We start from the raw sequence: 15,377 nt of genomic DNA on the forward strand, positions 1-15,377 counted from the left end.
TCAAGAAATCCTCAGTCCATTCGATAGTACCGGTTAGGTTACCGCCAATAATCTTACCAACGGTAACGGTTTTGCCCTTGACTCTGACAGACATGTGACGTACAGGATCCCATGCGTTCTCATAAGAACAGACATAAGTATATTTACCATTTCTATTGAAAAGCAGAGGAGGAAGTTCGGGAGTATCAACAACCATAATTGTACCTATATAGTTACACGTTAGTATGTAACTATAATAACATAAAAAATAAAGGAAGTCTCTTATTTTTTGGACTTCCTAATAAATTATTTTTGATAATGTAACTAGATATTCAAAGAATGGGCCGTAATCAGGTCTGATTGCGGTGTTTCTCTTTTTCGGCGGGAGAACGGAAAAGTACAGAAGGCGCAGCCTGTTTCATAAGGAGCTCCTAAAACTGAAAATTGTGTCAGTCTGTCAATTTTTCGGAAATATCCATACCGAATAGTTTCAGGGAATGGATTTTTATGTGTTACCATGGAAGTATGCTTTCCATAATCTGAAAACGTTTTTATACAGACTCCGTAAAGAGTCTGACATCCGTGTGTGTCCATTGTGACACACGGATACATTTTACGTGCGGTTCCGGATTTTATCGGGAACCGCTTTTCCGATATGCACCGTCGTGTCATATCCATGAGGAGCTGAAGAGGCATAGTCATGGCTGAGTTGAATACCGTAATACAGAATATTTTTCGTATGACAGTAGTCACCGTGTCCTTTATGCTGTCCGGATGTGACGGGATAGTGTGTTCTCTGGGCGGAGGTGACTCCTGCCTCAGTGCCGGCGGTGAATACGACCGGATGGGGAATCCGGGCCGGGCGGCGAAATACTATGAATCAGGATGCGGTTCCGGTAATGCCGAAGCCTGCTACCTTGCCGGTATCTACTGGAGTGACGGCGGAAACGTTCACGCTGATTACAGTCTTGCCGCCGATCTTCTGCAAAAAGGCTGTAAAACCGGTCACGGCGGTTCCTGCAGAATCTACGGCGAAATCATGAGAGACAGGTTCGGTGACCATCGCAAGGCCGCAGGTGCTTTCGACAGGGCGTGCCGTCTTCGTGATTATGACGGATGCAATGATCTGGGAGGTTTTTTCAGGAACGGCTTTGTCACGGCTCCCGATGACGCCACAGCCATGAATGTTTACGATCTGGGATGCAGAAACGGTAACGGAGCCTCGTGTTTCCTGCTGGCGGGGATGCATGAGGAAAGGGATATGTCTGAACTGGCATTCTCTTTTTATGATAAAAGCTGTACCCTCAATTACGGTGAGGGCTGCAACAGAATGGGCTCAGCCGAAATTCAGAAGGAAAACGGTACACCGGGGGCCATGGATTTCTTCAGAAAAAGCTGTGAACTCGGCGTGGGTGAAGGTTGCTTCAATCTTGCGGAAATATACTACGGCAGTACGGAGTACCGTGATTTTGCCGAAGCTCTGGTGAACTATACCCGGGCATGCCGCCTGAAACACGGTCATTCGTGTCACATGCTGGGGGACATATCCCTCAGGGGAGAGGATTTTTCCGGAGCGGGAGAAAAGTTTCTGCATAATCCGGAGATAGCCAGAACCTATCTGGAACGGGCCTGTGATCTTGGAGATGCAGACGCCTGCAGTGATCTCGGCGGAATACACTTTGAGGGGGCAGTTATCAGAAAGAATCCTGAGGAGGCGAGACGCTTTTTCTGGAGAGCCTGTACCAGCGGAAGCAGCTACGGCTGCGTACGCATCGGCGATATCTACAGAGACGGTATCGGAGTCAATGCGGATGAACCCAATGCCGTAAGATACTACGGCATGGCATGCGACATGGACAACGGTACCGGATGTCATAATCTGGCCAGAGTCTACATGGGGGAAAACTATGCGGACCGAAAGGCGGAAGATGCCTACCGTCTGGCTCAGAAATCCTGTTCTCTCGACTATGCTCCGGGATGCCGTGCCGTGGGTGACATCTTTGACAAGGGAATAGGCAGGGGACTTGACGTGGTTCTTGCCGACAAGTACTACGACGTGGCCTGCAACATGCGTGACGGAACCGCCTGCTTCTACCTCGGCGTGGCCTACTACATCGGCCGCGGCGTTCCGCAGAATTTCGACGGGGCCAGAGCCTATGTTGCTCTAGCCTGTGAACTCGGAGAGGCTCAGGGCTGTACAGGCCTGGGACTCATATATCTTAACGGCAGGGGCGTGGATACGGATTACGGACAGGCCATAAAATATATTTCCATGGGCTGCAGTCTCAGGGACAGAGATGCCTGCAACAATCTCGGAGTGATGTATGAACGCGGTAACGGTGTGGATCAGGATATAGAAAGAGCCAAGGAGTTTTACCGTTCCGGATGTGATTTCGGAAGCGTTGAATCCTGTTTCGCCTTTGATGACCTGAACAGCAGGAAACAGGCTGTGGGAGAGGATGGCGACGGGGTACGGAAACACCTGTCCGGAGCCGATGCGGAAAAAACTCAGACCGCAGGTCCTGAGACTCATGAGAAAAAAATACCGGCTCCCGAAGTTCTGACATCCAAAGGTCAGAATGACGCAGACGTGAAGAAGGCCGGAAATGGCGGTAAGAGCGGGAAAGGTCGTAAGGTGGCGGTGAAGAGTCTGAATCCGTCTGAAGAACAGCCTGCGGCAGTGTCGGATGGATCTGCGGAGACCGCCGCAATTCAGGAAAAACATAAAAAAGATACGGACTATCCGACAAAACCTGAGGTCAGTCATTAATCAGATGTCATTATCAAAGCAAACTTATGATAGAATACTGAGAGAATTCCCCGTATACGGTTTGCCGTTTCACTTAAAATAAAATGATTCAAACCCGTAATGGCGGTCTGATGATTATCGTTTATCTCCGGATTATAATAAAATGCAGAAATTTTTGAAGAAACTGTTACTGTTCCCGTTACTTGCCATTTTTTCCCGAAAATTTTACATTCCGGTAATCTGCTATTTCCGGGGATACGGTCAGGGACATCTGCTGAGAAGCTGCGGTCTGGCCACAGTGCTGGTGATGATTGCCATAATCATGCACTTCTATAATTTCTTCCATAATGAAATGTATCCCGTAGCCCGAGGAATACCTGAATTCGATTATCAGAATGCGGGGATTACTGTGCGTTCCGATACGCCTGAAGGCTTCTGGAAGAAGGATGATGAAGGAAACCGCTATGTCGCGTACACCTATGAAAACGGAAGCGGAATGCTTGGTATATATCCTGATCAGATGCATTTTCAGAGCGATGATCCGCAGCTGTTTGAAGTTGAGGAGCTCACTGATATCAGACCGGTGGTAAATCTTTACGCCAATAATTTCTGTTTCGGCATCTCCAGAATGGAAAACTTTGTCTGCGTAAGCTACAAGGTGCTGACCTCCGACGACAGCACTGCCGTCAGAGCCGATGAACTGGTTCAGTCGTTCGTATCCAGAATGACCATGGCATATCTCGGGGTGACGGTAGTGGTGCTGTATTTCATGATTCTGGTTAAACAGTGTCTTTTTGCGATTATGACTTCTCTTCTCAGTCTCTTTCTGCAGATGCTGGTTAAAATCAGTCTGCCGAGAGACGCGCTGTTCAGACTCAACGTATATGCCAATACACTGCCGCTTGCTCTCTTTGTGATAAGCGCTTTCTTTATTGACAATCCTCAGATTCATCATGCCCTGACCAATCCTATGGTTATTCTGACTCCGCTTATCTATGTGTACATGGCTCTGAGCGATTTCAGAAACAATCTCATCGAGTCCGTTAACGTGACCATGAAAAACAGCGGTCAGGAGGGAACAATCAATCATATAAAAGTGAATGAACTGAGTCGCGGCGAGCATGGTGAAGATCAGAACGCTCCGGGGAATTCTCCGGTATCCCCTGACAGCTTCCGTTCCGGAAATACCGGCTGGGGCAGCGACGACGATCAGGATTCATTCACTCCGTAGGTCAGTGTGTACCGGAGATGTTTCCGTGTTTTTACGGATGAGGATTACAGAGTATTTCAATGTTCCGGAAGAAGAATAACCGCAGTGCGGATAAAGGTCAGTCTGAACAGATGACCGAAATCATGAACGGGAATCTGCCGAACGGCGGCGGTCTGCAGGAACCGCCGGAAGATCCGTCCGTTTCCGGAAAAGTTTCTTCATCCGATGATTCCGCGGAAAAGGAATCTGTTCATCCCGTGGATCTGGAATCCATTTCCGGAGTGGTGAGAGTCACCGCGGCCGAAATGGGAATAGGAAATGCCTCCGGAGGAAAGGCTTCTGCCGGCATCTCCGGACAGGACTCGCTATCAGGTAAAAATACAGAATCATCAGTGTCATCCTCCGAAGAATCAGCGAAAGAAGAAAACAGTGCGGGCTCTTCCCAAAAGTCTTCCCGTTCATCAGGAAAAACAGAAGCCCCGGAAGCTGCTGACGCCGGAAACGTGAAAGCTGACAATCCGGTTTCGGAAAAGAAAGGTGTTTCCGGTGATTCTGACGTAAAAACATCGGAAAGGGGAAACAGAGGACGTAAATCTTCCGGAAAGCGCATGAGCGGTGAGGAAGTGACTGCAGCCACGGGGGGCGGAGACAGTGATAAGGATAAAGATAAAGAAGATTCAGTCGCCACTGCCGGAAAAGCAGCAAAGAAAAGAAGAGTCACCGGAAAGAAGCCTCAGCCTGAAGATCCTGTCGAGAAGAAGTTTTTCAGGCTTTCCCTGGTACTTATCATTATTGTCGTGTCATGGTTCTTTTATAAATGCATTTTCCCGTATATTGAGGATGCCTGGTTTACCAGATTCTCAGAACCCGCACTTTATCAGAGCAACGGTCACTATACCGAATTTCATCTGCGCCTTAATGTCATTCCGCTGCTTCTTAAGGAACGGGGAATAACACTGCCATACAGAATCAGTGATGACGTGATTCTGAAGGATGTAACCGCAGGTCCTGGGAGCACTCTCAACATGCATTACGAACTGAGTCCCGCCTTTGCGGAGTTTCAGGAGCCAGACGAGGTGTATATGTACATGTGCTCCAGCAGGTTCATCAGGGAGCAGATTCTGACAAAGGTGGATTCATACCGTCTGCTGTACAGCGTGAACGGAAAGGATTTTGCCGAGCTTGAAATCGAGGATGACAGCTGTTCCGGCATAACGTATGACTAGGCAGACATCTGAAAACCGGTGTTTTTTCCGCGGAAAAACTTCAATGCCGTATCCATGCCTGCAATTTTTGGTGATGTTTATTGCTAAAGAAATAAGTTTTGTTTAAAATTTTTCACAAAAAGGTTGTCTGAACCGCGGAGTTCATGGTGGGTTTATGTTTTTACTTGAAAAAACATCTTCAATGTTGGGCAGAAAGGCTGAACTTCTGCTGCTGATTCCCGCAGTGTTTCTTTCAGGGACTGTATGTGCCGGAGAAGGCGTTTCCTTCAGGGATCCTCAGACGGGGATAACGGTTATCAGACCTGATTCCGTGTCCGTCACCGCAGGAACCGGAAATTCAGGATATCTTACCGGCAGTGAACTTAACAGAATGTACGGTAAAAAGCTGGAAAAGAACCTGCCGTATGATTTTAAGTTCGGAACTGTTGACGATGTCAGCGTAAACGGTGAAGGGGACGTAACGGCCCATGCGGTAATGAATGACGTATATCAGTTCATGCCTTCCTCCGTGAAGAAAAGAATGGAGAATGAGTATTACGGCGTGGCGGTTTCCAGATACTGCCGTCAGGTAAGGGCAAAAAAGCACAACCTTCATCGTATAAGAAGCATAAGCGTGGAGGCATATACGGCTTCCGGCGATTTTTACAGAAAAGTGTCTGTAAATCCTCAGATGTGTCAGTCACAGGGTACTAATTAATGCTGAAAAAAGTAGTGAAAAACAGTTTTTTACTTGGAATTTCCTTTAGCTGCGGGCTTGCCTGCGCGGTAGAGGAACAGTTGGCTGAAGCTCCGTCTCTCGATGCCGAGGTGACTGACAGAATTGAAGTTGATGCCGCCGAATACAAGGATACCGAAGGTTCATTACTTTCAAATTCTCCCCGCAGTCAGGAAGCCATGGCTTCACAGAGTGACGCTTCGGCAGACGGCGGTACTTCTTTCGAAAATGCTGAAAAGACACAGGCAGATACTGGCACCGTATCTGAAGAAATAAGAAAGAATACCGAGGCTGTATCAGCATCTGTTTCAGAGGCGGAAAAATCTGCCGCCGATATTGAGGAAAAGGCTCATCAAAAGGATGATGTCAGTGTTTCTGTCGAAAAGACTGATGAAAATCCTGAAGCAGGTAAGAATACTGCCGAAGTATCTTCTCCGGAAAAAAATTCAGATAAGAAAGCTTCTGCCGAAGGCGTGATTCAGCCTGAAAACGGTGCGGAAAATTCCGTGAAGTCCGAGATACCGCAGGTTCCGGCTGAAAAAGAAAATTCCCGGGATTCAGCTGCGGAAGCTGCAGCGGTTTCTGCCGTAAAGACCGGCAGGGACTCAGCTGAAGCAAAGAGTGAACCGTCTTCCGTCAGCGGGTCAGAATCTAACGATAAGAAAGCTGAAACCGGAGCTGTATCTCAGGCCCCGGAGAAGACAGGAGACAGCGGCGGAAAGAAAGCTTCTCAGCCTCAGACCGAAAATAACGGTACTGAGGAAGTTCAGTCTCCTCAGACACAGAATGACGCTGCAGGTTCCGAAAACTCTGCCGAAAGTCATCCTATTTACGATATTCTCAAGAAAAGACAGCAGTCAAGTTTCGTGAATCCTAATCTCTACAGCAGGGATTATCTCTCTGAAATGTATTTGCCGTATTTCTACAACACCTATGAGCTGCCTCAGGATTTGAGTCCGTATATAACCCTCAGAACCGTAAGACTTGACAAGAAGGGGGCGGTACTGGTGTACGACATCGGTACGGCCGATGCCCTGGGTCCTATGGATTTTGACGGAACTCCGGAGGATAACAAGACCCTTAATCTTTTCTGCCGCATTGCCCTTAATGAAGGCATTCTGCACCGGCTGGACAAGATTGTGCTGGTGTTCTACCATGATGACCGGGATTATTCCGAAGTATCGCTTGATTACCTCAAATGTACCGGCAAGGAACCGCTTCTGGTGGAAAAATCCGTGCTTTCACATGAAAGCGTGAGACTTGACGACGAGTTCATCTATGCCTATGAGTCTGAACCTGAGGGGCCTCTCAGTGCGGATTATCTTAAAAAGCGTTTTGCTCCATTTGCTCTCAAAAGAATAGGTGAAAAGTTTGACAGAATTGAAAACAATCCTATCATGACAGCTACCGATGACTCTTCACTGGTCGTTCTTTTTTCGGTTAATCCGAAGGATGCCGCAAAGGTCAAGCAGGCTGATTTCGTGGCAGGGCGCATAGACCGTACATGCAGTATTGATACCTACGGCAAATGGATTCTGCCGAGAATTCATGAACTGCGCTATGTCTACCATGAATCAGGATCAGAAAAGGTTATAAAGGAAATAGTTGTGACCGACAAGGCATGCCGGGCTGTGAGATCTCAGTTAAAAAGATAAAATAGATAGTGAAAGATGCTATAAAAGCATTTTGCGTTTTTTACCGTTGAAGATTTTTAATATAATATACAGATAATAAATTAAAATTTTTGGTATTAGAGTTATGAATTATAAGAATAGGTATGATCAAGTATTTAAACGTGTGTCCATTGATAATTATGCTCAGTTTAATAACGAAATACATAGACAGATGGATGCACTGAAACAGACACATTATTCAATTTCTAAAGAATATCAGACCTATGAATTTGATAATATTCAGAATGAAGATCTTCATGACAGATTCGCTATAAAATACAAAAATATTGTTTTTGACTGTCAGATGAATCTCCCATCATCAGAAAAGCAGAAAAAAACTCTTTTTGTAATATTTTCAGGATCAAGAAATGACGGAGATCCTGTACCTGTTTTCAAGAGATGGTCATATTATCCGTTCTGCGATGGTTATGTTTTAAATATCGCGGATCCTCTTCTTTCAATCCACAGAAATCTAAAGCTTGGCTGGTACTACGGTACTAAGAATGAGTCCTATATAGAGTACATTTCAGTCATAATCAAAAAGATTCAGTCACTGCTTGGTATTGAAGAGAAGGATTTGTTTTTATTCGGTTCATCAGGCGGTGGCTATGTGGCTCTGCATTTGTCTTATTATTTAAACAATGCCACGCACATAGCTTTAAATCCACAGATTTCAATAAAGGATTACAAGCATATTTTGGGATTCTGCAGAACATTGAATCTGTCGCTTGAGGATAAGGATCCTTTGAGAAGAAATGAAACAGTGGATATTATCTGCGAGAAAATAAAAACAAACCGCTTTTTTATAATTCAGAATATGAATGATGAAGAACACTGCAAAAAACAGTTGTTCCCTCTTATGAAAAAGCTGAATGTTGACAAGCTTGCTTACGGCATGAATCAGGTTAATGAAAACATGCTGGTATGGGTTTATGATCTTAACGGAGGTCATTCAGCTCAGGGGGATCAGGTTATATTTTCCTATATTGTGTATATGGCAGAACGCTTTGCTTCAGATAATTTCAGACTATTAAGTTTTGAGGACTTCCTTTTCAAAAATGTTTCTTACATTTGGAAAGACAGAAGACAGTATTAATTGACAATGAGTATGAACGCCCCGGTAATGATGACCGGGGCGTATTGTTATCTGCGTGAATAATTCAGAATGGCGTCGTTCTTAAGACTTTCCATTCGCCCCGTGGAAATGACATTTTCACCCTTACGTCCGGATTTTTCGGATACGGTGGTGTCGGCAGGCAGTTTCCTGTATTTCATGTATTCACTGACAAATCTGTGTATTTCCTTCTGCAGAGCCTGACTGATGCGGTTATTCGGAATGCTTCTGAAAATTGCCGTTTCAAGCATTCCTGAAAGACGGTCTGAACTGTCAAGGGAACTCATGTCAATGCCGGTGTAGTGGTACTTGCTCATGTATTCGTCAAACGGCGCCTGAACAAAGTAACCGTCAGCCTTCAGCCATGATGCGTAATCATCGGCTTCAAAGTGGTTTTTTACGAAGTAGACGTAGTATGAAACCAGCCTTTCGGTGGAAGTCTTGTGGTGGGTAAGAGACCATTTTGACGCAAAATCCCAGATGCTGTTTTTTTCTCCTGCAGCCCTGGTGCAGATGTTGTTGAGCACGGAAATGCGGTTATTGGTAAGAGCCGCACCGAAGTCGTCAAGAACGATAACGTCAGAGGTCTTGGAGAGAATTACCCAGAAAAAGTAATTGCCTACGGACGGAACGACCAGTCCGTTGGTGCTGGCGTGGACATTGCCGATATACGGGAAAGGGGAGTTCGCATCCTGATAGATCCCGGCGATGAGATCAAGAATGTCATCGAATTTCAAAACCTGTTTTCTGATTAAAGAACCCACAATTTCAGCCTGTTCAATCTTCTGCGGATTTCCTTTTAAACAGTAGATGTCAATAAGCACCTTTAAAAACCTCTGATTCCTGTATATTCCTGTAATGTTTTTCCCTGGTAAGCCATATCACGGCATGTCGTTCCGGAATTTTCCGGAACGGTCTGCCGGGTGACAGTTTTATTCCCGTAATCATGCAGAAAAAAAGATTCTGTATGTTACATCCTGACAATATTGTCACAGATGTACAGTATAGTAAATCCTAAATGTTTCATGATGGGGATTATGCTGTGTCCGGTAGCGAATTATAAACGTATTATGTTAAATTTTCACATGGGATTAACAATAAATACGTAATATTTGCATAAAAACAAGTAATACCTTTCTTTAAAAAGATTGTTTGTACAAAAAACGGGCGTTTTCTAACACGTTCGTATAAAAAATATCTTATTTATTGAGGCGTTTTCCGAGGAGATGACAATTTTTATGATTACTGAATCCGGAGACGTGGAATATTTGTTATCCGCCGGCGTGAAACGCAGGAAAAACACGCGTTTTGCTGTTTACTGGATGCACCGGTAAACTGTGAATCCGTTCAAACAATTTTCGGCATAAAACCGTAATCACGTACAATCAGTTAGTTTGCCGGCATAAAAAGGTATATACTTTTAAAAATTTTCGTTCAGATACTATTTTGCTTTATACAAAAATGAATTTTCAAATAGCGCAGTTAATGTCAGAACCTCCGGTTCAGCACAACATATACGATGAATTTACCTTTACCGAAGGAAAGCATTCTTTCAGAACTTTTGATTATGATATTGTTTCACTGTTCTACAGGAATAACAGCGACAGCCGTCTTACCGTTTTTCTGAATGATGCCGTATCCTATTCAAGAGACGTGGCGAATTTTGATCGTCTTGCGGAATATTCATCATGCGAAGGTCTGCAGATGTATTTTGAGGATTCACTCGGCAGGAAGATGAAATTTATTCCCTGCTGCTACTACGGCATGCTTGACGAACTTGAAATTATCGTCCGCAGGGTTATGCTTGACAGAAACATCCGGGCCGCAGACGTCACCTTTGTTTCCGCTCAATTCGGAGGTTTCGCCGCATCATACCTTGCAGAACAGATAAAGGGAGCCGGAGTGGTGGCCTTTAATCCGGTTCTTTCAGTCATGGACTGTTTCCCTAACAGAGCAAGAGCCGCTGAGTTTCTGACAAAGTTCAATATACCTGCGGACAGGGACAGAAAGAGCAATCCCAAACTCTTCCTATCATCTCCGGTTTCCGTGCCTTCCACATTCATCTATCATATAAACCTCAACGATGAAATGGCCATGAAGCAGTTTAAAATCATGCAGAAGCATCTCGGTATTCCGGATGGGAATATTCATGAAGGCTGTCTGACCTTTAAGAACATGAGCTTTAATTTTCACGATCTGTCTGCAGAGGACTTTGAAGAACAGACCGTGAATCTTCTGTCAGGAAGTTAAGCATTTGTGCATGCCTTCTGAATAAGACCTGCAGGTTTGCTGAACCTGCCGGTACATCTGCGGATACAGACAAAAAAGTATATACAGATCTAACTTTTCTGCTGAGTTTTATGTTAAGAGACATAAAAGCGTATATATTTAATCTTCCTAATCATAATATCGTTGAGATTTTCGGTATTGAACCGAAACTCGGGCAATCAGGTGTTCGTGAATGAATAAGATTTTAATGGTGCTTACGGCAGGTTTCATGCTTGCGTTTTCAGTTCCGGGAATGACGGCTGAATCCTCCGGCTATGAGAGTCCGGTACCGCCTCCGGAACTTGGGGAGCAGCTTGCCAGCTACCGCACGGACAATCAGAAAAAAGGTTCGGTGCCTGTGGCCGGAACCCGCGGAAAAACAGCTTCAGCAGGAAAAACGGAAGTAAATTCTGCCGGAAAATCACGGAAGCCGATGAGTGAAGTGGTTGCCGACTACGCATTTGTACCGAACAAGAATGTGCCTGTCTATACCGGAGGTGAAACGATAATCAGTTTTGTTGACAGGGTAACCGGAGAACCGGTAAAGGTTTCCGGAGTGGAAGTATCCAACAGAGGCTTTACCGCAACAAGCGAAAAATCCTCGGTGATTATTACTCCTACCGGGCACAATACGAATGCCAAAATCAGAATAGTTCTGGAAAACCGTGGAAAATATCCTCTGATTTTTGAACTGAGCTACATGCGTTCGAAACACAATATCAGAAATATCGAGAACGTCAGAATTTAGGCTTAACAGTCTGTTTTAAAGAGTTTTGCAGTTTGTTTTAGACATGGATGGACATATGAGTTCTTCATTAAACAGTATAAAACGCAGAAGTATTTACATCGGTGCAGGTCTGCTGTTTTCAGGTCTGTCTTTTTTTATGACCGGTTCTGCCGTTTCCGCAGGCTTTGAAGCTCCGGAACCTCCTCCTGAACTCGGGGAGAATCTGACCGGTTACAGAACCAGACAGCAGATTCTTGAACAGGCCATCAGAGCGGAAGAAGCCAGAAATCCTCCGAAAATGAAAATCTACCGCAAGGACGGAACCACGGAGGAATATGTCGATAACAATGCTCTGATGAATTCAGGCACGGTAGTGTCCTCCGGTCCTGTCAGTGCGCAGCCTGTCAGAGAGCACACTTCTGCTCCTCAGCAGAACGGCTGCTGTTCGAGAGTCGTAAAGGATCGTTTCGTTTATGATTCAGGAAAGATGTTCAGAATTTATGACGGTTCCGAACTGGTGTTCCGTATCAGGGACGGTGCCGAGGTGTCATGGCCGATAGCCAAGGCTGAATGTTCCAATAACGGCTTTAAGATTCAGCTTAACAAGAAACACGACAGTATCAGGATTGTTCCTACTTCAGCGAAGATTGGAATGGCCAACGTCAGGGTTTATCTTCAGGGAAGGGAAAGTTCTCCGCTTTCATTTGTGGTAAGTCTCGGATCAGGCAGAAAAACCGAAATGTATGAGTGGGATGTACTGGTGTCCTACAAGTCACCGCTCAATACCTCTGATGACTTTCACGGGGTAACCAACATCACCAGGTCCGCCAGGGCAAGAACAACCAGAAGAGATGTTGATGTGACGCGTAATCTTGCCGATACGGTATCTGAGGACAGTTCTGATTCAGTGGCAGGGGCTGACACCGTAAATTCCGCTTCCGCCACGGGAAATATGGAACTGCCTGAGGGGGAGACTGCCGTAAATCCTGATGCCGGTGTGGCCGCGTATCCTATAAATCAGAAGAATCTTTATGCGGTAACCGTTTCTGAAGAAGAACTCAATACGGTGGCCGACAGGCTTTACGAGGCGGTTGAATAATCATGAATTTCGGAAAAACAGTTTTGACTGAGACTAAAAAGACAGTGTTTAAAACCGCGCTGGTTTCTGCAGTTCTTTCCCTGATGATGTCAGGCATTCCTGCTGACGCTTTCGCCGGGGTTTCCGGAGGAAAGTGCGAGGGCCACTGGAGAGACTTTGCGTACGACACCAAAATCATGAAAAGGTACAAACCGTACAGTCACTGCGTGAAGTGGACTGCGGGACAGTTCGAGCTTCCGGAAGAACTTCTTTATTCCATTCTGTATGTGGAAAGAGGTGATGTTTCAGGCAACTGCATGACTAACAGCAACGGAACCGAAGACTGCGGTCCGGCTCAGATTAACGATGTCCGTCTCGGTGAGATCAAAAAGTTTGATCTGGATAAATCCGACATGAAGAACAGTCCGTGCCGTAATATCTGGGTGATGGGGTATCTGATAAGACGTGAAATCGAAAAGGCTGACGGAGACCTGTGGCTCGGTGTCGGAAATTATCACTACAAGCGTTCGGTCAACAGTGATATCCATGACAAGTACGTTAACCGTATCCGTGATGCCTGGGTCAGACTCAATACCAATGTTGCCGAGATGTGCGGTCAGTAGTTCCGTGCGGTTTTGAAATCCGGCAGGTTTCTGCTGAGAGGAAAAAGACTGTTTCGGTCGGTAAAGCTCTGCATTCTGTATGGATTCTTCTTTGTGTGTTTTGTGTTTGATGAAAAAACAAAAATTATTCTGAATCAGGAGTAATGTCATGGCTGGGTTGGCTTGTTATTGTGGCGCTGACATGACCGATACAGAAGGTCCATCACCACATTTGTTAAACGTGTTTTTGAGGTCGGAAACTGATAAAGCTTTATCGTATAATCCAAATATTTGCTTATGGGATTTATATACAGGATGGGATGAGTTGGCTGAATGCGATAATTCTTTTCAAAACCGTTCTGAACCGGTTGAATACTGGTACTGTACTGAATGCAGACGAATTTATGAAGTACAGGCAGTTTCCTGTGGCAAAATATTGAGGTGTTTCAAATATGTTTCCACTCCGGCAGAGGAATATAATCTGGATGGTTTTGAGGAACTGTTCGTACTGATGGATAAGGAGAAGATGGGATGAGGACAAAAAACTGGACAATTAATTCACATTGTTAAGTCTGTATTGAACAGGACTCAAACCACCTAATGTATTTTTAATTCTAACATTATTATACCATTGAATATATTTATCCAAGTATTTTTTTAATTCATCAAGTGAAAGAGCTTCCAGAGAATGGTTATAAAAGCACTCAGTTTTCATTCTTCCAAAAAATCCTTCACAAGCAGAATTATCAGGGCTGCACCCCTTTTTGGACATTGAACGTACAAGCCCGTTATCTACCGTAATTTGTATCCATCCTGGCCATCTGTAATGACACCCCCTGTCTGAATGAATAATAGGCTTAATATTGGACGTTCCCAGTCTCTTGATGGCTTCAGATAATGTATCGTTAGCTAGAGCTGCTGTTGGTTTATTTCCAATCTTATAAGCTATGATTTCATCGTTGTAGCAGTCTCTGATAACTGATAAGTATATTTTACCTTTACTTGTGGCAAATTCTGAAATATCAGTAAGCCATTTCTCGTTTGGAGATGAAGCTGAAAAGTCTCGATTCACGATATTTTTAACAGCTGGAGATAGTTCGCCAAGATATGAAGAATAACTCTTCTTTCTGCATTTAATGACTTCTATCCCTTCTTCTCTCATAAGTCTTCTGATGACTTTTTCAGAAATACAATACCCCTTTAGTGCAGTATGAAGTCTTCTGTAGCCATAACACTCATAATTTTGGCTAAAGATTTCTTTTAGCATTGTTCTGACAGACTTGTATTTGTCCTCTTTTTTCTTTGTTTGCTCGACGTAATAATAGCTGCTTTTTGACATCGATAGATGCTTAAGCAGTGACAGAATTGAATACTTCTTTTTTAAGGCACTGATAATGAGGAATTTCTCTTCATTCTTCAAGGCTTGAATATCAATATCAGTGCCTTGGCCTTTTTTTAATATTTCAAAGACCTCCGACATTACATCAACTTTCATCTGCAGTTCTTTTACTTGTTTACGAAGTGTTTCTATTTCTTCAGAACTCACAGAATGCTCCGAAGAGCCTGTCTTGTTACTTCCTGATTCGTCTACTTTTTGTTCATCAATCGATTTTGTTCTTTTGATTTGTTTTTTCTTTTGCTGCAATCCGAATATTCCTTCCCTAAGATACTTTCTTCTCCATGAATAAATTATAACACGTGAAACTCCTTCATCAATCGCAACATCGCGAACACTTTCTGTTCCTTCAAAGCATCGTTTTAGAATTTTAAGCTTATGCTCAGCAGAGAACCCTTCATGATTCATTTTTACCTTTAGGTGTCGTTTACTAACTCCTAATGGTTCGATATCAGGAAATTTACCTCCAGTTGCTTCTCGCTGGTTGATCCATTCATACATAGTATGAACAGCTGGGTATCCTAATTGCCTAACGGTTGGTACAACTTTTGTTAGTTTGTCATAAAGCTCTAAAGCTGTTTTAATTTGTTGTATTGTATATGCCATAGATCACCTCATTGGGTGTCCAGGATTATGTCCG

14 protein-coding genes are annotated in these 15,377 nt (G+C 44.3%); 11 read left to right on the plus strand and 3 right to left on the minus strand.

What is annotated here, in order from left to right:
• On the minus strand, window positions 1–196 hold a 196-nt coding region (locus T489_RS13545; RefSeq protein ID WP_037319033.1), incomplete at its 3' end, for a hypothetical protein.
• A 483-nt stretch (window positions 197–679) separates the two neighbouring features.
• Here T489_RS13545 and T489_RS0106505 point away from each other — a divergent pair.
• The 6 genes from T489_RS0106505 to T489_RS0106530 all read left to right on the plus strand — a co-directional run bounded on the left by T489_RS0106505 (window position 680) and on the right by T489_RS0106530 (window position 8,648).
• A complete protein-coding gene (locus tag T489_RS0106505; RefSeq protein WP_031579254.1) occupies window positions 680–2,749 on the plus strand; it encodes a tetratricopeptide repeat protein in 2,070 nt (689 codons plus the stop codon).
• 142 nt (window positions 2,750–2,891) lie between these two features.
• The gene (locus tag T489_RS0106510; protein ID WP_031579255.1) at window positions 2,892–3,959 is read left to right on the plus strand and encodes a DUF1189 family protein; all 1,068 of its coding nucleotides are present in this window, start codon (window positions 2,892–2,894) and stop codon (window positions 3,957–3,959) included.
• A 59-nt stretch (window positions 3,960–4,018) separates the two neighbouring features.
• Window positions 4,019–5,164 (plus strand): hypothetical protein, encoded by a 1,146-nt coding sequence (locus tag T489_RS0106515; protein ID WP_031579256.1) that lies wholly within the window; start codon window positions 4,019–4,021, stop codon window positions 5,162–5,164.
• Window positions 5,165–5,318: 154 nt separating this feature from the next.
• Window positions 5,319–5,861: a hypothetical protein gene (locus T489_RS0106520; RefSeq protein ID WP_031579257.1), complete on the plus strand. Its 543-nt coding sequence runs from the start codon at window positions 5,319–5,321 to the stop codon at window positions 5,859–5,861.
• Window positions 5,861–7,534, plus strand: a complete 1,674-nt coding sequence (locus T489_RS0106525; protein ID WP_031579258.1) for an ICP22 family protein — start codon at window positions 5,861–5,863, stop codon at window positions 7,532–7,534. Before T489_RS0106520 ends, T489_RS0106525 begins: the two co-directional genes overlap by 1 nt.
• A gap of 103 nt (window positions 7,535–7,637) precedes the next feature.
• Window positions 7,638–8,648 (plus strand): hypothetical protein, encoded by a 1,011-nt coding sequence (locus T489_RS0106530; RefSeq protein ID WP_143066503.1) that lies wholly within the window; start codon window positions 7,638–7,640, stop codon window positions 8,646–8,648.
• 47 nt (window positions 8,649–8,695) lie between these two features.
• Here the strand turns inward: T489_RS0106530 and T489_RS0106535 are convergent, their stop codons facing one another.
• The gene (locus T489_RS0106535) at window positions 8,696–9,490 is read right to left on the minus strand and encodes a hypothetical protein (RefSeq protein ID WP_031579260.1); all 795 of its coding nucleotides are present in this window, start codon (window positions 9,488–9,490) and stop codon (window positions 8,696–8,698) included.
• Between the two features lie 661 nt (window positions 9,491–10,151).
• Between T489_RS0106535 and T489_RS0106545 the strand changes: the two genes are divergently transcribed.
• The 5 genes from T489_RS0106545 to T489_RS14875 all read left to right on the plus strand — a co-directional run bounded on the left by T489_RS0106545 (window position 10,152) and on the right by T489_RS14875 (window position 13,876).
• Window positions 10,152–10,916: a hypothetical protein gene (locus tag T489_RS0106545; RefSeq protein WP_031579261.1), complete on the plus strand. Its 765-nt coding sequence runs from the start codon at window positions 10,152–10,154 to the stop codon at window positions 10,914–10,916.
• A 211-nt stretch (window positions 10,917–11,127) separates the two neighbouring features.
• Window positions 11,128–11,682: a hypothetical protein gene (locus T489_RS0106550; protein ID WP_031579262.1), complete on the plus strand. Its 555-nt coding sequence runs from the start codon at window positions 11,128–11,130 to the stop codon at window positions 11,680–11,682.
• A gap of 55 nt (window positions 11,683–11,737) precedes the next feature.
• Window positions 11,738–12,760 (plus strand): DotH/IcmK family type IV secretion protein, encoded by a 1,023-nt coding sequence (locus T489_RS0106555; RefSeq protein ID WP_031579263.1) that lies wholly within the window; start codon window positions 11,738–11,740, stop codon window positions 12,758–12,760.
• A 23-nt stretch (window positions 12,761–12,783) separates the two neighbouring features.
• Window positions 12,784–13,362 (plus strand): lytic transglycosylase domain-containing protein, encoded by a 579-nt coding sequence (locus T489_RS13550; RefSeq protein WP_157608091.1) that lies wholly within the window; start codon window positions 12,784–12,786, stop codon window positions 13,360–13,362.
• 148 nt (window positions 13,363–13,510) lie between these two features.
• Window positions 13,511–13,876, plus strand: a complete 366-nt coding sequence (locus T489_RS14875; RefSeq protein ID WP_157608094.1) for a hypothetical protein — start codon at window positions 13,511–13,513, stop codon at window positions 13,874–13,876.
• 18 nt (window positions 13,877–13,894) lie between these two features.
• On the opposite strand, the gene T489_RS0106575 is transcribed toward T489_RS14875, so the two are convergent.
• Entirely contained in the window at window positions 13,895–15,343 is a 1,449-nt protein-coding gene (locus T489_RS0106575) for an IS3 family transposase (protein ID WP_037319040.1), read from the minus strand.
• Between the last annotated feature and the right edge of the window lie 34 nt (window positions 15,344–15,377).

The organism is Ruminobacter sp. RM87, from assembly GCF_000701925.1.
In the GTDB taxonomy this organism is placed as follows: Bacteria; Pseudomonadota; Gammaproteobacteria; order Enterobacterales; family Succinivibrionaceae; genus Ruminobacter; species Ruminobacter amylophilus.